The 20629-nt window shown below is 28.3% G+C and carries 16 protein-coding genes and 1 pseudogene; 7 read left to right on the top strand and 10 right to left on the bottom strand.

Going from position 1 to position 20629, the window contains the following annotated elements:
- Together aroA and ftsY are read right to left on the bottom strand one after the other, a co-directional pair.
- A complete protein-coding gene (aroA, locus tag GQX97_RS02305; protein WP_157150346.1) occupies positions 1-1269 on the bottom strand; it encodes a 3-phosphoshikimate 1-carboxyvinyltransferase in 1269 nt (422 codons plus the stop codon).
- 18 nt (positions 1270-1287) lie between these two features.
- Complete coding sequence (ftsY, locus tag GQX97_RS02300; protein WP_157150345.1) at positions 1288-2244, bottom strand: signal recognition particle-docking protein FtsY; 957 nt, start codon at positions 2242-2244, stop codon at positions 1288-1290.
- A 179-nt stretch (positions 2245-2423) separates the two neighbouring features.
- On the opposite strand from ftsY, the gene GQX97_RS02295 reads away from it, so the two are divergent.
- Entirely contained in the window at positions 2424-3704 is a 1281-nt protein-coding gene (locus GQX97_RS02295; protein ID WP_157150344.1) for an ankyrin repeat domain-containing protein, read from the top strand.
- Here the strand turns inward: GQX97_RS02295 and hisS are convergent.
- A complete protein-coding gene (gene hisS / locus GQX97_RS02290) occupies positions 3701-4942 on the bottom strand; it encodes a histidine--tRNA ligase (protein WP_157150882.1) in 1242 nt (413 codons plus the stop codon). The genes GQX97_RS02295 and hisS overlap by 4 nt on opposite strands.
- 41 nt (positions 4943-4983) lie before the next feature.
- Positions 4984-6252 (bottom strand): protein kinase, encoded by a 1269-nt coding sequence (locus GQX97_RS02285; protein ID WP_157150343.1) that lies wholly within the window; start codon positions 6250-6252, stop codon positions 4984-4986.
- Positions 6253-6450: 198 nt separating this feature from the next.
- On the opposite strand from GQX97_RS02285, the gene GQX97_RS02280 reads away from it, so the two are divergent.
- The gene (locus GQX97_RS02280) at positions 6451-8262 is read left to right on the top strand and encodes a glycoside hydrolase family 10 protein (RefSeq protein ID WP_157150342.1); all 1812 of its coding nucleotides are present in this window, start codon (positions 6451-6453) and stop codon (positions 8260-8262) included.
- A gap of 129 nt (positions 8263-8391) precedes the next feature.
- Complete coding sequence (locus tag GQX97_RS02275; RefSeq protein WP_198391200.1) at positions 8392-9492, top strand: SpoIID/LytB domain-containing protein; 1101 nt, start codon at positions 8392-8394, stop codon at positions 9490-9492.
- 579 nt (positions 9493-10071) lie between these two features.
- Here the strand turns inward: GQX97_RS02275 and GQX97_RS02270 are convergent.
- Together GQX97_RS02270 and GQX97_RS02265 are read right to left on the bottom strand one after the other, a co-directional pair.
- Positions 10072-10401 (bottom strand): annotated as a pseudogene (locus tag GQX97_RS02270) (tyrosine-type recombinase/integrase); the annotation flags it as partial.
- A gap of 64 nt (positions 10402-10465) precedes the next feature.
- Positions 10466-11122 carry a suppressor of fused domain protein gene (locus tag GQX97_RS02265; RefSeq protein ID WP_157150340.1) on the bottom strand — a complete coding sequence of 219 codons (657 nt, stop codon included), beginning with the start codon at positions 11120-11122 and terminating at the stop codon, positions 10466-10468.
- 403 nt (positions 11123-11525) lie between these two features.
- Here GQX97_RS02265 and GQX97_RS02260 point away from each other — a divergent pair, with 403 nt between their 5' ends.
- The 3 genes from GQX97_RS02260 (at position 11526) to GQX97_RS02250 (ending at position 17004) form a co-directional block, all read left to right on the top strand.
- Positions 11526-12611 carry a carbamoyl phosphate synthase small subunit gene (locus GQX97_RS02260; protein WP_157150339.1) on the top strand — a complete coding sequence of 362 codons (1086 nt, stop codon included), beginning with the start codon at positions 11526-11528 and terminating at the stop codon, positions 12609-12611.
- Positions 12604-15795, top strand: a complete 3192-nt coding sequence (gene carB, locus GQX97_RS02255) for a carbamoyl-phosphate synthase large subunit (protein ID WP_157150338.1) — start codon at positions 12604-12606, stop codon at positions 15793-15795. The genes GQX97_RS02260 and carB overlap by 8 nt, the downstream gene beginning before the upstream one ends.
- 264 nt (positions 15796-16059) lie before the next feature.
- Entirely contained in the window at positions 16060-17004 is a 945-nt protein-coding gene (locus GQX97_RS02250; protein ID WP_157150337.1) for an ADP-ribosylglycohydrolase family protein, read from the top strand.
- Between the two features lie 246 nt (positions 17005-17250).
- On the opposite strand, the gene GQX97_RS15135 is transcribed toward GQX97_RS02250, so the two are convergent.
- Entirely contained in the window at positions 17251-17448 is a 198-nt protein-coding gene (locus GQX97_RS15135) for a pentapeptide MXKDX repeat protein (protein WP_368666549.1), read from the bottom strand.
- A gap of 143 nt (positions 17449-17591) precedes the next feature.
- Between GQX97_RS15135 and GQX97_RS02240 the strand changes: the two genes are divergently transcribed.
- Positions 17592-18581: a hypothetical protein gene (locus GQX97_RS02240; RefSeq protein WP_157150335.1), complete on the top strand. Its 990-nt coding sequence runs from the start codon at positions 17592-17594 to the stop codon at positions 18579-18581.
- Between the two features lie 59 nt (positions 18582-18640).
- On the opposite strand, the gene GQX97_RS02235 is transcribed toward GQX97_RS02240, so the two are convergent.
- From GQX97_RS02235 to GQX97_RS02225, 3 genes are all read right to left on the bottom strand, one after another.
- A complete protein-coding gene (locus GQX97_RS02235) occupies positions 18641-19033 on the bottom strand; it encodes a hypothetical protein (protein WP_157150334.1) in 393 nt (130 codons plus the stop codon).
- Between the two features lie 62 nt (positions 19034-19095).
- Positions 19096-19671 (bottom strand): phosphoglycerate mutase family protein, encoded by a 576-nt coding sequence (locus GQX97_RS02230; protein ID WP_157150333.1) that lies wholly within the window; start codon positions 19669-19671, stop codon positions 19096-19098.
- 101 nt (positions 19672-19772) lie between these two features.
- Positions 19773-20543, bottom strand: coding sequence for a hypothetical protein (locus GQX97_RS02225; protein ID WP_157150332.1), 771 nt, complete (start codon positions 20541-20543; stop codon positions 19773-19775).
- Between the last annotated feature and the right edge of the window lie 86 nt (positions 20544-20629).

Below are 20629 nucleotides of genomic sequence, written 5' to 3'. Positions count from 1 at the left end.
TTACTCTATTATAGCACCTATACTCTTAAACTGTTCCAAAAAGTTAAAAGAAGATTTATTAATAGACTGAGCATCATCTATAATGATATCATTATTAGATACTGTAGAAGCAATACTTAAAGCCATAGCTATACGATGATCATTATGAGAGGTGGTGCTTCCTCCTTCTAATCTTTCTACACCCTCTATATAGATTTCATCATCTGTAACTTCTATTTTTGCCCCTATTTTAGTGAAACTATCTTTTAAATCATTAATTCTATCGCTTTCTTTATATCTTAAACGGCTTGCATTATATAATTTTGTAGTTCCTTTAGCAGTAGAAGCTAATGCTGTAATTATTGGAGCTAAATCTGGAATATCCGATACATCTATATCCATAGCATGAAGTTTTCCTGATTTTTTAATTGTAATAGAACCATCTTCATTGCAATTAATAGAAGCTCCCATAAACTTTAATATATTTAATATTTCTTTATCACCCTGTATAGAATATTTATTTAAACCATAAAGAGTAACCTCTCCGCCCAAAGCACCAGCAGCAGCAAAAAATGCAGCATGCGACCAATCGGATTCTATTTCATAATTAAGAGCAGAATATTCCTGAGAGCCGTATATTTCTATAAGTGAGTTCTCTACGTTTTTTGATATTTCTATTTTAGCCTCTTTTAATGTTTTTAGAGTCATAAATACATAAGGAGATGATTCTAATTCCCCTTCAATTATTATTTTGGAATTACCCTCAAGCAAAGGAGCAGCAAACAATAAACCGCTTATAAATTGACTGCTGATATTTCCTTTTATTGTAAAATCTCCGCTTTTTAATTGACCTTTTATTGTAAGAGAGTCTTCCTTTTTATCAAAAAACAACCCTTGTTCTTTCCATATTTGTTCATATACCGATATAGGTCTAGAAAATAATTTTTTAGAGCCAACAAAAGTGGTATTAATATTAAGGGCAGACATTATAGGAATAAGAAGCCTTAAACTAGTGCCAGATTCTTTAACATCTACTACTATATCATTAATAGAATTATCTTTTTTAGGAATTACTCTCAAATAATCCAACTCTGGAACTAAGTCAGCAAAATGAGAAACTGCATTCTTTGTTACTTCTATATCATCGCCAACATTTTTCATCCAAGGTTTTAATATGCTTATCTCTTTAGAAAGAGCAGCAGCTATTAAAGCCCTATGAGCATCACTTTTACTTATTTGTATATATACCGAACCATAAATATCATAAGAAGGTTTTACTACTAAAGACATACGAATCTCCAAAAACAATTATTGCAAAATAGAATCAATAAACTCTTCAGCATTAAACTCTCTAAAATCTTCTACCTTCTCACCAAATCCTCCATAATATATAGGAAGCGATAAATAATGAGCCACGCTTATGGCAACTCCACCCTTAGCAGAACTATCTAATTTTGAAACTATAGCCCCTTGTATATTTAAAGCATTGGTAAATACTTTAGCTTGCTCTATACCATTATGCCCAACATTAGCATCTAACACAAGTATAGGCACAAAATTAAACTCGCTAAATCTCTCTGTAGCTATTTTTTTCATCTTCTCTAATTGCTTAACTAAATTATCCTGATTGTGAAATCTACCAGCCGTATCAACTATTACTATATCAGCATTTGTTGCTTTTGCCTTATCTAAAGCAGAAAATAATACACTAGCTGGGTCTCCTGCTTGCTGACCTTTAACTATAGTTACAGATAATCTATTAGCCCACTCTTCAAGCTGTTCTATAGCGGCAGCCCTAAATGTGTCTGATGCTGCTAATATTATTTTATGATTTTGTTTTAATATGTTTGCTAGTTTTGCAATTGAAGTGGTTTTACCTACTCCATTAACTCCTACTATAAACAATATATTCTTTTCTTTTAATTCTACTTTTTTATTTATAAACTTAGATATTAAAATCTCTCTTAAATACTTTTTTACTTCTGATGAATCTTTTATATTTTCTTTTTCTACAATATCTCTCAATTTTGAAATAATATCTTTTGTAGTTTCAACTCCTGCATCTGCTGTTATAAGCATATTCTCTAAACTTGCAAAAAACTCATCATTAATTGAAGATTTATTAAATAATGATGATAGAGAAAATTTTGATTTTGAGGTTGTTAAAGACACTTGAGGTTTTTTTGATTTATTTTTTAATACCAATAATATTATCAAAACTAAAATAACAACAATGGCTATTATTATATATAAATAATTTTGCATCTATTTATTCTCCAGTAAAAAAATTATTATGATATTATATAAGCTATTAATATTTTTTCAAGTTATGTAATTTTCTAATATATTGTATTTTACTTAGAAGAGAATGCAAAAGTTTTAGTTTACATAAGAAAATTATAGTTTATAATGATTAACAATAATTTAGATAATGGAAAATAATAATGATAAAAAAACTGATAATAATATATATCTTAATAATAAACATATCATACGCACTTACAGAAAATGAAAATAAAATGATTAATGCTGTAAAAACAGGAGACATAAAAACTATACAAAGCATGTTAAGTCAAAATGTTAATCCAAATATAAAAGATGAAAGAGGATTTTATTTAATACATATAGCAGCAGAAAATAATAAAGTCAATTCTATAAAAACATTGAAAAACTCCCCATATTTAGATTTAAATAAATTATTAGATAAAAACACAAAAATTATAAGAAGCAATGAAACTATAGATGCTTCATATTTCTCTGCTATGGACATTGCTGCAATATACAACAATTTTGAAACATTAAAATTATTAATAGATTATGGAGCAAATATTAATTTTAAGATGATAGAAAAGCCAAGAAGTGAATTTGTAGCTTCAAGATATTCTAACTCAAAAATATTAAAAGCATATTTAGATAAAAACATATATTTACTTATGAATAGCGAAGATGTTATATCAATAATGAAAGCAGCTATTTTTGGTGATAATGTAGAAAATATAAAATATTTAGTAATGGCACTTGGTATAGATGTAGACACTAAAGATACAAACACCATGCTTCATTATGCTTCTGGAGTTGGAGCTATAGAATCTATGAAGACACTTATTTCTCTTGGGGCAAATGTTGATAATACTAATTCTTATTTTCAAACAAGCTTGCATTATATTTTAGATATTAATGCTAATAAAAAAACAGAAAGTGTAAGAATACTTTTAGAAAATAATGCCAATATTAATTTACAAGAGACAAATGGAAATACTCCTTTACATTTATCATTAATTAATGCAAGCAAATCTCAAGAATACAGCAAAGTAATAGACATGCTCTTAGAAAAAAATGCAAATGTTAATATTACAAATAACAACAATGAAATAGCATTAAATATAGCAGTAAAAAACAATGATTATAATAATTCTCTAAAACTCATAAACAAAGGCTCTGATATAAATCATATAGATAAATATTATAGCCCTCTGCATATTGCAATAAAAAATAGTAATACAGAACTAGCAAAAGCACTAATAGATAATGGTGCCAATATAAGTTTAAGAGATAAAGAAAAAAATTATAGCCCATTAAATATGGCAATAGAAACAGAAAACTTTGATATATGCAAACTTCTTGTAAGAAACGGTGCCGCTGTGGACAATGTTTCTATAGAATTAGCAAAAAAGTCTAAAAATGAAAATATAAGAAACTTCTTTGAAAGCAGCCGTATGAATTAAAGTTTTTCTATATCAGATAGAGAAACTTCCTTTTCTTCGCTAGTATCCATATTTTTTAGCTTAAACTTATTATTTTTTAATTCCTCTTCACCTACTATTAAAGCATATTTAGCATTTCTTTTATTAGCAGATTTAAACTGATTTTTAATAGATTTAATATTATAATCACAATCGCAAGAAATATTTTTAGCTCTAAGAATCTGCATAATATTTAATACTTCATTTTGAGTCTCTTTAAAAGCTATAACAAAAACATCTAATCTATCATTTATAATATGATTACTGTTTTCAAGCACTATAAGAAGTCTCTCAAGCCCCATAGCACTTCCAACGGCAGGAACGTCTTTATTAGAATTAAAAAGCCCTATCAAGTTGTCGTATCTTCCGCCTCCAAGTATGGCACTCTGTGAACCCAAAGCATTAGTTTGCACCTCGAAAGCTGTTTTAGTATAATAATCAAGCCCGCGTACAAGCATATTGTCTATAGTGAAGTTTTGATTAATTCTAGTAAGCTCATTACATAAAGAATCAAAATGCTCCTTACATTCATCGCATACATAATCATAAAACTTTGGTATATCTTTTAATATCTCTTTACATTTTTCATTTTTACAATCTAATATTCTTAAAATATTATTTTCGTATCTATTTTTACAAGTTTCACAAAGCTCAGTTTTTCTCTCTCCAATAGCTTCTCTAAGAGCCTTATTATAATTAGGCTTACAATTACTGCATCCAACTGTATTAATTAGCAAATTAACATTATCTATGCCGAACTCTTTTAATATATTGATATTTAAAGCTATAACTTCAGCATCTATTATAGGAGAAGTACCCCCAATACATTCTATGCCAAATTGATTAAACTCTCTATATCTGCCCTTCTGAGGTCTCTCAGCCCTATACATAGTGCCCAAATAAAAAAGCTTGTTAATAGCAAACTCATTTTGCAAAGAATTTTCAACATAAGCACGAGCAACCGAAGCAGTGCCCTCAGGTCTTAAAGTAAGAGAACGTCCTCCTCTATCTTCAAAAGTAAACATCTCCTTACCAACTATATCAGTACCCTCCCCGATACCCCTAGTAAAAAGATCCGTATACTCAAATAAAGGAGTCCTTATTCTTTTATAACCATACAATCTTGCTATCTCTTTTATTTTATTTTCTATAAACTCTAACCTCTCAGCAGAATCATAGAAAAAGTCATTTGTACCTCTAGGTTTTTTTATATTAAGCATCATATCTCCATAGCTATTAAATTTTCACAATGCTTAATTATCTATTGATTATTCATATTATTGACTAATTTACCCTCTCTTACTTCTATATAGAGCAAGTTATAATACCCCTTAGTTACTTTTACCCTATTATTATACATCTTATCAGCTATATAAATTTGTACATCATACTCACCTTCAGGCAAATCAATTGTAAAATTATCACTAGAAACATTATATTCTTTTCCAGCAATATTTATTCTAATATTATCGTAAGTATTAACTTTATCTACAAGTACATTTAAAGTATATGTATCTACATTAGAGAAAGTTTCTATAGTCTCATCAACAATTACTTCATTAGTAACTATTTCGTTAGTGATAAAGTCATTTGTATTTATCATCTCATTTGTAACTACAGTATTTGTAAGCAGCTCATCTGTAATAATATCATTAGTTACAGTTTCATTTGTTTCTATATAGAATTTTTCAGTAAATATTTTCTCTAAAATTTCTCTCTCTTCTATATATCTTTCTCTATTGTCACCGGGATCTGGTACTCTGCTTGCAGGAGGATATTCTTCAAAAGAAGGAGAAACCTGTACACCATATGTAGGCAATACTCTATCTTCTGGTATAATAGGCACAGAATCGCTAACTAAAGTATATATATTCATACCATTTTGCGTCCATTGATAAGTATTTGGTTTTACATCTTTAGGTGCAGGTATTTTAGCCAACATTTCTGGAATACTTTTATAGGTGCCTGTAAAATAATCATATATTATAGCCACAGGATAAACTTGAGTTTCTTCAAGTGAAACTAATCTATTATAAAAAGTATTATATGTTTCTTTATCAAGATAATTTAAATATAATGCCCAATATACTGAAGTAGGATAATCAGGATCAAATGGGCTACTATTTGCTATATAATAATTAAATATTCTAGCAGGTAATTCTTTGTCTCCCGGTATAGTGGCAAGAAGACCTCCTAAATATAATAAAGCTCTATTGTTAAAATGAAATATATTATCATTTGGTATTTCTAAAGCTTGTCTAAAATCACTTGCAGCTTTGTTAGCATCATCTATAGTGCCATTATATCTAGCATATTTATGATATCTGCTTATACCTCTATAGAAAATAAATATACGTTTATCCACACCATAAGCATCAGAATATCCATTTTCTTCAAACCATTGTATGGCTTTTTTAGGAACTTGTCTTTGGAGTCTTTCCATATATTCTGGGAAAGTATAGTTATTTTGTGCCATTAAAGGTGATAAAAAAATAGATATCATTAAAATTACAGAAATTATTTTTTTCATTATTTATTTCCTTAGTAGTTTACATATATTATTATTTATTATCGTCATAAAAATCTTAAAAATAATAATATATAAAAAAATAATTTTATAATATAAATTTATATTATTATAAATATTTTTCAAGTGCAAATTATAATTACCTCAATAGTTTATAATAAATACCGAAATTAGTAAATAAATTTTTATTTTGTAGGCTTTATGAAAAAACAAATATTATTTCTAACAATATTGTTATCAATTATATTATCATGTCAAAGCATAGATTATAAAGAAAATAAAATTATCAATAAAATGCTTTTAGAGAGTATAGATGAAGATAGAAGCTTAAATCCTATGTATAGAGAGTTTAGGGCTGCTTGGTTTTCAACGGTTGCTAATATTGACTGGCCTGTAATGGGAGGAAGTGAAGCAAAACAAAAAGCTTTAATAATAAAATATTTAGATACACTTTATAATAATAATTTTAATGCAGTATTTGTGCAAGTTAAACCAGATGCTGGAGTAATATTCAAATCAAAAATTAACCCTACTACAAGGTATTTTTTTGGTATTAATCCAGAAGATGAAAGAGATGATTATCCATTTAAAACAGACATGCTTGAGTTTATAATAAATGAAGCTCATAAAAGAAATATAGAAGTTCATGCTTGGTTTAATCCATATAGAATATCATTAAAATACGACACCAATAAAAGTTATGAAGAACAATTCTCCAAAAAAAACTTTATTCACACTTATGTTTCAAACGGACTTAAACCTGTTCATTGGTATGATAATAGACTATATTTAGACCCCGGTGAGCCTATAAGTTCAAAGTATGTAATAGATTCTGTTGTAGAGGTAGTTGAAAACTATGATATAGACGGTATTCATTTTGATGATTATTTTTATCAAAACTCATTAAACGGCAAAACATATAGAGATTGGCCTGATAAAGTAAGCTCTTCAAAATATGCAAGCAATTTAGGATATGATGCTAATAACACTTCTTATGATAATTATGGAGTTGATGGATTATATGCTTGGAGAAGAAACAATATTAATAATCTAGTAAGCAGTATATATAAAGAAATAAAATCAAGAAAGCCTTATGTAAAATGGACAATATCACCTGCTGGAGTTTGGAGAAATAAAGAGCCTTTAAGCGAATATAATGGAGACCCTAATGGAAGCGATAGTAAATCTTATAATCCAAACTTTGATGCTTTGCATGCGGATGTTTTACTTTGGATGCTTAATGGACAAAAAACAACAACTCTTAGCAATGCCGCAGAAAAAGACGGTTTAAACAAGATGTATATTGATGCAATTATTCCGCAAATTTATTGGAGCTCTTCTCATAGAACAGTGCCTTTTGATAAAATGATTAATTGGTGGGTAGGTCAAGCAAGAAAAGCTACAAATAAAAATATTGCTGACATATATATAGGACATGCATTATACAAAATGGGGAGAGAAGATAAATATGAACCTTGGAAAGATGTATGGGTAATGTCTAAACAGGTTGATTATATAAGATATGTTGGTAAAGGATATATAAAAGGCTCTTCATTTTTTACTATGCATAATATGTATTTAAATGATGTAGGCACTGGAGATTATGGATATAAGGCTATTGATAATATAAAGAAAAATAATTATATATTTAAAGCGATAGTTCCAACAATGAACACAATGAGTGATATCAATACTCCTCCACTAAAATTAGAAAATCCAAGCTTAAAAAAATCTTTTGGTGTAAATGTGATTAGTTTTACAGACCCTAATGAATATAAACTTGATAAATATTCTCATGTTTTAAATGGTGTTTCAGTTTATTATGTAATATACAGAAAAAAAGAAAATAACGGCAAACTTGAAATTATAGATAAAATTAGAAGAGAAGATTTCAATACTAATTGTAAGATAGTTTATAGAGATGAAAAAGCAGATAAAAATGTAAAATATGTATATTATGTTACAGCTTTAGACAGAATACATAATGAAAGCGAATATCTTGTAATACAATAAATATATCAAGTACTTTTATTAACTTCCGATATTAATTTACGATAATTAAAAAACTAAATATATTTTTGGAGGAAAAACATATTTATGAAATTAAATAGATTTTTATTTCTAATATTAGTCTTATTTATAATCAATTCTATTTTTGCATTTGCTCAAATTAATAATATTAAAGTATATTTAACAGATGTAAAAGCTCCATATACAATCAATATAAAAGGTCCATACAAAGCATATAATTATAAATATGAAAGTGAAATAATATCAGGTTTAACAAATGAAACAGTAATGGTTGTAGAAAACAGATTAGGATTAAAAGTTAATGATGTTGGAGTTTATAAAGAGGGAATAGTTTTTGAAACTAAAGACGGTTTTACATTAAACGGCAAAGAATATTATGGTTCATTAAAGTTTATACCTTACAACAACACTATGATAGTAATTAATGAACTAGATATTGAAGATTATGTTAAAGGAGTATTACCTCATGAAATGTCTCCTTCTTGGCCTATGGAAGCACTAAAGGCACAGGCTGTTGCTGCACGTACTTATGCTATATTTCATATATTAAAAAACAATGGTGAAAAACCTTTCGATGTTGACAACACTACAAAATATCAAGTATACAATGGCAGAGAAAAAATTAATTGGAACACAGAGCAAGCAGTAGACAGAACAAAATCTGAAATAGCTGTATATAATAATAAAGTAATAGCTACATATTTTAGTGCTTTATGCGGAGGATATACCGACAGTGCTAAAAATGTGTTTGGAGCTAATGTGCCTTATTTAGAGGGAGTTGAATGTCCTTATTGTAATGCCCAAATAAAACCTTGGACTAATGCTTTAAGTTATAAAGAATTAAATAATGACTTTGCCTTAGAGGCTAATGAAAACTCTTCTATAAAAGTAAATAAAGACCCTAAATCTGGAAAAGCTGTTAATATAAAAATAGATGAAAAAGATATACCTTCAAGAGATTTTAGAAATAAATTATCTCCTGTAATAGTACCTTCTTTACAATTTAGTATAGAGAAAGTAGATAATGGAATAATAATCACAGGTAAAGGAAGCGGACATGGTGTTGGTATGTGTCAGTGGGGAGCTTTTGGTATGGCTCAGGTAAAAAAAGACTATAAAGAAATTTTGAAATTCTATTACAAAGGCATAGAAATAGTTGATTACAATAAAGTAAATATCAAACTTGAACCAGATATATGGATTGAAAATTAATTTATTTTTTAACAATTAAATATAAACGCTCTTTTTATTAAAGGGCGTTTTTTTATTTTAAAATTTATTTCAAAAAAATTTATTTCAAAAACAAATTAATAAATAATTTAACACAAAAAGCTAAAAATTTATTTTATACAAAAAAATATAAAGAAGCCATTAAAATATTTTTTGAAATTTTAGATAATAAGAATAATACTATTGATAATTCTTACATAGCATTTTGTTTAGGTAGAATTGCTAATTTTTACTATGGATTGAAAAATGTAGAAAAGTCCATTGAATTTTTAAAAAAAGTATTTCTAGTTTTCCAATTTTATAATTTTTATATAGTTTGATATCTATATATCATATGCATAAATTACAATCTAAAATTATTATTCTAAAATTTTCGAGTATTCAAAAAAATTATTAGAACTTTCAAAATGTGATGATTTTTATAAAAATGAACCCATCCTATTTATAAAAAATTTAGCAGACCAATACAATCATAAATTATCTAAAGAATATTTTATACAACATGGGTATAATGATTAATAATAATCTTCTATAACAGTAATTATCGCAACACTTAAAATATTATTCTACTTCCAAACTTTTTAAGTATAGTCCTATTATAGCTATATTGCTATGGTTTAATGCTTTTCTAATAAGTTTTATGCCTCTGGTTTGTTTATATAAAGTAACAGCAAAATAATGTCTTATATCATGTATAGAGTAAGCAGCTTTTATTTTACCTTGTACATATAAACGCTTTGAACTCCTATAAAAAATATTTCTTATTACTTCAGAGCTTTTATTTTTGAAAGGAGCATTAAAAGCGATATTATTCTTTTTTAATTATTTTATAACCTTGTCAGTAACTTTTCAACTTATTTCTTTTCATTTTGAATAGGAATAATATTTATTAATTTAGTTTTTTAATAATCAGTTTTTGTAAAAAAAATATTTTTATTAAATCAATTTTTATAATTCATAATAAAGATTCTCTATTATAATCTGTTATATCTGTTCCTATCTTTTGAGCTAAATCTTTTACTGTAATTTTTTTATCATATATAGCATTAAGCTCAGCATCTGTTGCTCCTAAAAGCTCAACAAAAACAACTTTTCCATTTGGAGTATTTATTTCTCCTGCTTCATCTGGTATAGTGATAAAACCTGTGATTTTTGATTTCTGTTCACAATCAATTCCCTCTTTCTGCTTAGTCCATATATATTCATAAGGATTGAAAACTGCTCCGCTTTCAAATGCATATTTTGCTAATTGCTGCAAAAATTTTACTGCTGTTTTTATTTCATTATCTTCTGCATCATCATCTTTTGTATTATTAATTTGTTTTTCATTCATTTTTAATTTAAAAGTAAGCTCGAAACCAAATCCGCTATATTCTTTATTGTCAAATTCTTTTTCATAAAGCTCACTGAATCCGTAAGTAACAAAATGATAGTATCCTTTTCCTCTGTAAATACTTATTCCGTCAAGAGGGTCTTCTCCTCCAAGTTCATAACATATTATAGGTCTGTAATGGAGAGGTTCTTTTTGTTCTGTATATATTTTTTCAAAAGTTTCTGTGATGGCGTCAAAACCTGATGTATTTATCTCTTCATTTAAATCTTCATTACTCATTTTATTCTCCGAATTATTATGTTAATTTCTATAAATCAGTATAACATAAAGAATATATATGGCAAGAATATTTCAATTATTATAAATAGTATTTTTATGCTATAATATAAAATAATTATATTCAAAACCTTTATTTAATATAAATAATTATTATTTAATTTATTTTGTTTTTATAAAAAATGATTGTAATATTAATTATATATGTTATATTTATTGAAAATAAAATTAAATTAAAATAAGGTTATGATTTTTAAGTATTTTACATCAAAAAATATTCTGCGAGTTAGGCAGTTTCATAATAATTTAAAAAACAGATTGGAGATTGGCTTTTTGTCAATTTCTAATCTTTTTTTTATTTTTAGTAAAAATCTAAAAAAAATTTAGAATAATAGGAAGGCAAAAATTGAAACGTTATTTAATACTTGAAGACGGAAGTCATTATGAAGGCATTGGTTTTGGTGCTGATAATTTCAAAATAGGTGAATTAGTTTTTAATACATCTATGACAGGTTATCAGGAGGTGTTATCTGATTTATCATACTGCGGGCAAATAACTGTTATGACTTATCCTTTAATTGGAAATTACGGTATAAACAGAGATGACTTTGAAAGTCTTAATCCTGCAATATTTGGTCTTATAGTAAAAGAGGCTTGTAAAAGTCCTAATAATTTTAGAAATGCAGAAAATATAGATAAATTTTTAAAATTAAAAAATATTCCTGCCATAGAAAATATTGATACCAGAGCTATAACTAAAAAAATCAGAGAAGTAGGAACATTAAAAGCCATAATGAGCGATACTATTGAAAATAAAGATGATGTAGTAAAAATGCTAAAAGAAACACCATATATGAATGACCATGTTAAAAGAGTTTCTACAAAAAATGCCTTTCCTATACCAAACAGAGGCAAGAAAGTTGTATTAATGGATTTTGGTGCAAAGCTTGGCATAATAAGAGAGTTAAGCAAAAGAGATTGTGATTTGATAGTAGTGCCTTATGATACAGATTCTAAAACTATAATGGCATTAAATCCAGATGGAGTAATGCTTTCAAATGGACCGGGGGACCCAAAAGATGTAAAAGAGTCTATAAAAACAATAAAAGAACTTATAGGAAAGGTTCCAATATTTGGAATATGTTTGGGGCATCAGCTTATAAGTTTAGCATGCGGTGCTAACACAACCAAATTAAAGTTCGGACACAGAGGAGGAAATCACCCTGTTAAAGATCTAGAGACTAATAAAGTAAGCATTACAAGTCAAAATCATAGTTATGCCGTTGAAAAAGATAGCTTACATAATACAGACTTAATCTTAACTCATATATCTCTAAATGATGAAAGCTGCGAGGGAGTAAAACATAAAAAATTCCCAGTATTCTCTGTTCAATATCATCCAGAATCTAACCCCGGACCAGAGGATAGTAAATATTTATTTGATAAGTTTATTGATATGATGAATAATAATTACGGAGAGAAAAATGCCTAAAAGAACAGATATAAAAAAAATATTAGTAATAGGTTCAGGACCAATAATTATAGGACAGGCTGCTGAGTTTGACTATGCGGGTACACAGGCTTGTCAGTCTTTAAAAGAGGAAGGATATGAAGTTATACTTATCAATTCAAACCCTGCTACAATAATGACTGATGCGGCTGTGGCTGATAAAGTTTATATAGAGCCTATTAATTTGGACTTTGCTAAGAGGATAATTTATAAAGAGAGGCCTGATGCTATATTAGGTTCTTTGGGCGGGCAAACAGGTTTGAATCTAGTTGTTGAACTTGCTGAAAGCGGAATATTAGATGAATATAATGTTGAAGTATTAGGAACAGATTTGAATGCTATTAACTGTGCTGAAGACAGAGAGCTTTTTAAGAAGCTTATGAATGACATAAATGAGCCAGTGCCTGAAAGTGTGATTGTACATAGTGTTGAAGAGGCAATAGAGTTTGCAAACAAAATAGGATATCACTTGGTGGTGCGTCCTGCATATACACTTGGAGGAACTGGGGGCGGATTTGCACGCAATGAAAAAGAATTAATTGAGATATGTGAGACTGGTTTAAAAATAAGCCCTGTTCATGAATGTTTGGTTGAAAAGAGCATTGCGGGGTATAAAGAAATAGAATATGAGGTTATGCGTGATAATAATGACAATGCAATAGTTGTATGTAATATGGAAAATGTTGACCCTGTTGGAATACATACGGGAGACAGTATAGTAGTTGCTCCTTGTCAAACATTAAGCGACAGAGAAAATCAAATGCTTAGAAATGTGAGCCTTAAGATAATAAGAGCTTTAAAAATATGCGGCGGATGTAATGTGCAGCTTGCATTAGACCCTCACAGTTTTAAGTATTATATAATAGAAGTTAATCCTAGGGTATCTCGTTCAAGTGCTTTGGCTAGTAAAGCTACAGGCTACCCTATCGCTAAAATAAGTGCAAAAATAGCAGTAGGCATGACTTTAGATGAAATACTTAACCCTATCACTAAAAAAAGTTTTGCCTGTTTTGAGCCTTCTATTGATTATATAGTTACAAAGTTCCCAAGACTCCCATTTGATAAATTCCCAAATGCCGACAGACAATTAGGCACACAGATGAAAGCTACAGGTGAAGTAATGAGCATAGGGCGTAATTTTGAAGAATCATTCTTAAAAGCTGTTCGCTCTCTTGAAATAAAATGCGACCATATAATTCATAAAGACGTTTCTGAATACACCACAAAAAAACTATGGGAGCGTATAGAGTTAAGAGATGATTTGAGAATATTTATTATAGCTGAACTTCTAAGACGAAAAGAAGATATAAAAGACATAATAGATATTACTCATATTGATAAATTCTTTTTAGATAAAATAAAAAATATAATAGAATTAGAAAATAAATTATCTAAAAACAAAATGGATATAGAAGTTTTAAGAGAATGCAAAGAAAGAGGTTTTTCAGACAGCTATATAGCTAAAGTTTGGAATGTTGAAGAGATTGATATATACAAATTAAGACATGAAAATGGTATTGTTCCAGTATACAAAATGGTTGATACTTGTGCAGGAGAGTTTGAAAGTGAAACACCTTATTTCTATTCTACTTATGAAAAAGAAAATGAATCTATTAAAAGTGACAAAGAAAGCATTATAGTTTTAGGTTCTGGACCTATAAGAATTGGTCAGGGAGTGGAGTTTGATTATTCTACTGTGCATTCTGTTATGACTATAAGGGAAGCAGGATATGAGGCTATAGTAATAAACAATAACCCTGAAACTGTATCAACAGACTTTTCAATATCTGACAAACTTTATTTTGAACCTCTAACCATAGAAGATGTTATGCATATTGTAAAGCTTGAAAAACCTAAAGGAGTTATTGTTCAATTTGGAGGTCAGACTGCCATCAATTTAGCTGAAAAACTTGTAATGCATGGGGTTAATATACTTGGTACTTCTTTAGAGAACATAAACAGAGCAGAAGACAGGCATGAGTTTGAAGAGATGCTAAAAACTCTAAACATACCTCAGCCTAAAGGGCAAACTGCTATAACTGTTGATGAGGCTTTAGTTATAGCGAAAAAAATAGGCTATCCTGTTTTGGTGCGTCCTAGTTATGTACTTGGAGGGCGTGCTATGGAGATAGTTTATAATGATGCTGCTTTAAAAATATATATGGAGACTGCTGTAAAAGAAGTTAGCAATAAAGCTCCTATATTAATTGATAAATATATTGTAGGTAAAGAAATAGAAACTGATGCCATTGCTGACAGTGAGCATAATGTATTTATACCCGGTATAATGGAGCATATAGAGAGAGCTGGTATTCACTCTGGGGACTCTATAAGCGTATATCCAGCACAAACTATTTCTAAAAAAGTGAAAGACAGTATTATTGATTATACCAAAAGAATAGGAGAAGGATTTAATTTTATAGGGCTTTACAATATACAATTTATAGTTGATAGAGATGATAATGTGTATGTTCTTGAGGTTAATCCTAGAAGCAGCCGAACAGTACCTTTCTTAAGCAAGATAACTAATGTTCCTATGGCTAATATTGCTACTATGTGTATACTTGGCAAATCATTAAAAGAGCAAGGGTATAATGATTTATATAAAAAAGAATCTAACAAAGTATTTGTTAAAGCTCCTGTATTTTCTTTTGCTAAATTAAGAAAAGTAGACACAGTACTTGGTCCAGAAATGAAAAGTACAGGCGAGGCATTAGGGTTTGATATTAACTTTGAAAAAGCACTTTATAAAGCATTGATTGCAAGCGGAATAAAAATACCTCTTCAAGGAAATGTGCTTCTTACAATAGCTGATAATGATAAATCTGAAATTATAGATATGGCAAAGAGATTTTCTAATATAGGATACGGAATATACGCTACAAAAGGAACTGCTAGTTTCTTAAGAAAAGAGGGGCTTTATATAAAAGAAGTTTCAAAGATTCATGAAACAGGATTTCAAAATATAATAGACACTATAAGACTTGGTAAAGTTGATTATGTTATTAACACAATAGAGACTAACAGCAAAACTCATTCTGACAGTTTAGAATTAAGAAGAGCTTCTGCTGAAAATAACATATCATGTATTACTTCATTAGATACAGCATACGCTTTACTTAGAGTAATAGAATCTATGAACTTTAGTATAATGCCTATTGCTTGATCGCACTGAAATAAATATATTTTGTAAAATAGAATTAATATTTTTTGATATTTAGGGCTTTGGTAAGTACACATACATGCATATAGAAATAATATCTGACCGAAGTCCTCAAAGCGTATACGGTTGACTTAACCAAAAGTACAATAAAAAATAATAAACTTAAAGAATAAGTAGATTTTTTCTATTTTATTTTAAATGCTTTTAATAATTAGAAAAATATTTATAATAAATTTGTTTAGTTAATTTTATAATAAGGATTAATATATGAGTTTAGAAAATAAGCTTAAATCTGCAATATTGGGTCTAGCTATTGGTGATGCTTTAGGGGTTCCTTATGAATTTATTTCTAGGGATATTATTAAAAATAATCCTTGTAAAGATATGATTGGATACGGCACTCATAATAAAAAAGCAGGCATTTGGTCTGATGATACGAGTTTAACATTATGTTTACTTGATAATTTGAATAATAAAAATATAAATTATAATAATATTATGGATAGTTTTGTATTATGGTATGATAATGGTAAGTATACTGCTGACGGAGATACATTTGATATTGGAATAACAACAAGTGACGCTATAGATAATTATAAAATCGGAAAAAATCCTATAAAATGCGGACAGTATGATGAATACAGCAATGGAAATGGTTCTTTAATGAGGATACTTCCTATTGCATTTTACATAAAGAAATATTTTGATAGTCAATTATTTGAAAGTAGTGAAGTTATAAATATAATATACAATGTTTCTTCACTAACTCATTCTCATAAAAGAAGTTTGATAGCTTGTGTAATATATACTGCCATAGCATTGAATTTAATAAATGACATGAATATTGAAGAAGCTATTAATAAAGCATTAAAAGATTCTTTTGATTATTATAAAAATGAAAAAGAGCTTAATAATTACAAAAGAATATTTGAATCTGATTTTAAAAAATTTAATGATGTAAAAATAGAAAGCAGCGGATATGTTGTTCATACATTAGAGGCTTCTATATGGATATTATTAAATACTTCAAACTACAAAGATTCTGTATTAAAAGCTGTTAATTTTGGAGATGATACGGATACTACTGCGGCAGTTACTGGAGGACTTGCAGGTTTGTATTACGGTGTAGATAATATTCCAAGTAAGTGGGTCGATGCTTTAATCAATAAAGAATTAATAATTAATATTTGTAATAAATTTTTTGATGATTAATATAACAAAAACTAATTTTTCTATAATATACAAAATAATTATAATTGGTACTATTTCACATATCAAAGTAATATATTAGATAATAATAACTAAATATATTTATAATGTTAGAATAAAAATTATTTTTATACTTATGTATAAATAGAGTTAATAATAAAAAAAACTATATTTTGATTGTGCAAAATGTAGTTTTTTTATAATAAAAATGTATTAAATGTTGACTTTTAAGAAGTTTAATATATAATTTCATATAATTTTATAAATGTATAAAAGGTAAAAAATGTTTAACTTAATCGCATCGCATCGCATCGCATCGCATCGCATCGCATCGCATCGCATCGCATCGCATCGCATCGCATCGCATCGCATCGCATCGCATCGCATCGCATCGCATCGCATCGCATCGCATCGCATCGCATCGCATCGCATCGCATCGCATCGCATCGCATAAATAATTTTTTTATCTTTTATTTAACAACAATATCAAATCTCACAAACTACATATGCTTATTATCTTATAAGCTATTTTTGCTATTGCAAAATAATTATAAGTTAGTATAAATTATAATTTTTTTAGGAGAAATAAAATGATGAAAAAAGTTTTCTTAATTACAGCAGCTTTAATATTAGCAATAAGCTGTTCAGGATCCCCAACAGATCCAACAGGAGATGGCGGTCTTATAGATGAAGGTTCTGGAACTACAGACCCAAATCAAATATCAGCCTTCCTAAATAAATACCCAGGAAGATATTATGTTGAAGATGCAGATGGAGCTATATATATTAATTATAGAATTGAAGGCAGTAAAATATATGAAGGAGAAAGTACAACTGAAATGCAAGGCAGCAAAACTTTATCAGGCAATAAACTTCAAGTAGAAATACCTGGTAACACATCTTCTCAATATGGTTCAGATTGGAATACTAGTATGGAAATATTAAACTTTTCTGATAGCGGTATTCAAGTTTTCCAAAAATTGATATTGTCTAAAGATAATTTTAGTACGATTAGTGGATATCAAAAAGTAACTACAATTAGTGGATTAAAAAAATATGCAGGAAATTATTATCAGTATCAAGGTTATAATGATGGTACAGGTAGCTCAACAGTAGAAAAATATTCTATATTTACAATAGATAGTAGCGGAAATATATATATCACAAACAATATGGCAAGTCAAACAAGATGTTCATTAGATGGAGATGTATTAACTCTTGATTTCACTGATGGGGTATATAAATGTATTCTTCAAGAAAACAGAGCAATAGCTAGTACATTTATAAATAATGTAGAATATTCAACAACAAGTAAAAAATCTGATTTATTAACTCCTTACAAAGGAACTTATACAGGTGAAGCAGTAACTTTAACAGTTGATGAAGCTGATGCTGTTATAACATCAGGTAATTTAATGAACCCTACTGCTATATTAAATGGAAAGGATTTAATAATATATGACTCTTGGCGTGAAAATGATGTACCAAAAAAAGAAGAACATAAAATAGTATTTAATGATGATGGAACTGCTACTTATACTAAGCCTGATAGTACTGAAGTAACATTGACTAAAAATTAATAAATATTAATAAAAAATCAAGCCTGTTCATAATATTTATGGGCGGGCTTTTTTATTGTTTAAGCGTAAATATCAACACTTTCCCCCTTATCTTTTGGGGCTGATATTGCTGATTTTGTTACGCCGCCAGAAATATATACCCTCTTACATTCTGGGCATATAGATGTGTTTAATGTAACATTTTGAAATAATACCTCTCCTCCAGACTTTTGAGCATTTCTTTCATTGTTTGCAACATGCTCTTGTTCATGAGAGGCTACGGCTGATGGGGCATTGGATGGGCTTATATGTGTTGGGGTTTTAAAAGAGACTCCTATATCATTAGAACCGTCTTGATAAGTTCTATTTGCACAGGTCTTACATACACCTACTTCGCTTATTGGAGTTTTATTGTTTGCTGAAAAAGCTGAAATATTATTAAAAATATTGTTTCTATAAGCACCTATTTCCATATAAACCGCCTTTTAATTATTCTAGTATATTATAAACCCATAAAAATAAATATCAATAAATTTTAAAACTCAATTATTAAGTTTAAATCTTCTTTAGTTCTCCACTTATAAAACTCATCAAAAGTTTTTATATCTTTCTTTAATACAGCCTTATAATACTCTACTCCCATTATTTTTATATCATCAGGAGTTTCATATTTTAGCTTTAATATAGTTCTTCTTTTTTCTTCTGTAAGCATATTTATTATATTGTTAGCCACATTCTCAAAATATCCGTCATAATAACTTCCTTCTAGTATATGTATAATATCTATTTTCCAAATATCATAATCTTTATAAACTAAATGCCACTCTATACAATGCTCATCTGTATCTATTAAGTTCGTATATGTGATATTTGTTATTTTTGAAGAACATGCTAATTTTGATATTGCTGAGAAGCTTTTTTCTATATTAAGTTCTGAAGTATATACATGAAAATCTATATCTTTATTTTTCATTAAAAGCCCCATTTTAAGAGAACCCACTAAACTCACCCTTGCATTAATACTCTTAAAAACGTTCTCTATATCAAGCTCTTTAATAATATCAAATGCTCTTTTCTGATTATTTGCCGCAATATCTTCAAAACTCATCATAACCTAATAACCCAACATATACAAAAGAAATAGCCCAAATAAATGGACTATTTCCTTCTTAAATTAAAAAACCTTATATAATAGAAATTATATGAGCAAAATTATTTTGTGCTAGGGCCAAACTTAAACCCTACTTGCAACCCTATATCAAAACTAGAATATTTAATATCTTCAACTGCTACAAAATTACCAAATTGAGGATAATTATTAATAAAATCATTGTTTACAGAATACACAGTAGCTTCTAAACCAAAATCATATCCCAAATATAATCCCACATTAATAGCTAAATTTTGTGCAAAAAATATAGAATAATCAAAAGTTAATTTTATATAAGGTATAACTTTAGTAAGAAACTCTCTAGAAATATAATTATAATCAATTTTTGTATCGCCTTTAACACTTCCATTTTTATAATAATATCTGCCAGCTAAAGGCAATTTTACTCCAGCACCAATCCCTACAGAAAAATTATAAATATTAAACTTTGGAAGCACTCCAATTTGAAGGCTTTCAAAAGTATATGTATCAGAAATATTTTTATCAAGCTTGCTTATATAAGAATAACTATCATGACTATAACCTAATTCTCCAAGCACACTCACACCCATATTAGTATTAATAGCAAACATATATCCAATCTGAACAGATACCCCGGCATCTAATCCAATGCCATTATTTTTGCCAATAGCATTTCTAACTTCACCATTATGAAGATTATTATAATACTCACCCCAGTCAGTTAAATCATAATCATAAACACCAAAACTCATACCAACAGGCACATTTAAAATAAACTCAAATCCGCTAGCAGCAAAACTTGTAGTAGTTATAAGAATAAAAGCAAAAATAGAAAATACAATCTTTTTCATAAATTGCACCGCCAATTTTTATAATATCTTATATATAATATTATAGCTTTTTAATAATATTTTTCCATAAGTTTGTACATTTTTAT

Origin of the sequence: Brachyspira sp. SAP_772 (genome assembly GCF_009755885.1) — a bacterium.
GTDB lineage: Bacteria > Spirochaetota > Brachyspiria > Brachyspirales > Brachyspiraceae > Brachyspira.
The sequence above is the reverse complement of the archived record's forward strand: the minus strand, read 5'-3'. Positions and strand labels throughout refer to the sequence as shown.

Excerpts from the sequence above, each read along its gene's own strand:
- GQX97_RS15135 (WP_368666549.1), bottom strand. The coding sequence starts at position 17,448 with ATGCGATGCGATGCGATGCGATGCGATGCGATGCGATGCGATGCGATG.
- GQX97_RS02280 (WP_157150342.1), top strand. The coding sequence starts at position 6,451 with ATGAAAAAACAAATATTATTTCTAACAATATTGTTATCAATTATATTA.
- aroA (WP_157150346.1), bottom strand. The coding sequence starts at position 1,269 with ATGTCTTTAGTAGTAAAACCTTCTTATGATATTTATGGTTCGGTATAT.
- GQX97_RS02235 (WP_157150334.1), bottom strand. The coding sequence starts at position 19,033 with ATGGAAATAGGTGCTTATAGAAACAATATTTTTAATAATATTTCAGCT.
- GQX97_RS02285 (WP_157150343.1), bottom strand. The coding sequence starts at position 6,252 with ATGAAAAAAATAATTTCTGTAATTTTAATGATATCTATTTTTTTATCA.
- carB (WP_157150338.1), top strand. The coding sequence starts at position 12,604 with ATGCCTAAAAGAACAGATATAAAAAAAATATTAGTAATAGGTTCAGGA.
- GQX97_RS02295 (WP_157150344.1), top strand. The coding sequence starts at position 2,424 with ATGATAAAAAAACTGATAATAATATATATCTTAATAATAAACATATCA.
- GQX97_RS02230 (WP_157150333.1), bottom strand. The coding sequence starts at position 19,671 with ATGATGAGTTTTGAAGATATTGCGGCAAATAATCAGAAAAGAGCATTT.
- GQX97_RS02225 (WP_157150332.1), bottom strand. The coding sequence starts at position 20,543 with ATGAAAAAGATTGTATTTTCTATTTTTGCTTTTATTCTTATAACTACT.
- GQX97_RS02250 (WP_157150337.1), top strand. The coding sequence starts at position 16,060 with ATGAGTTTAGAAAATAAGCTTAAATCTGCAATATTGGGTCTAGCTATT.
- GQX97_RS02240 (WP_157150335.1), top strand. The coding sequence starts at position 17,592 with ATGATGAAAAAAGTTTTCTTAATTACAGCAGCTTTAATATTAGCAATA.
- GQX97_RS02265 (WP_157150340.1), bottom strand. The coding sequence starts at position 11,122 with ATGAGTAATGAAGATTTAAATGAAGAGATAAATACATCAGGTTTTGAC.
- hisS (WP_157150882.1), bottom strand. The coding sequence starts at position 4,942 with ATGCTTAATATAAAAAAACCTAGAGGTACAAATGACTTTTTCTATGAT.
- ftsY (WP_157150345.1), bottom strand. The coding sequence starts at position 2,244 with ATGCAAAATTATTTATATATAATAATAGCCATTGTTGTTATTTTAGTT.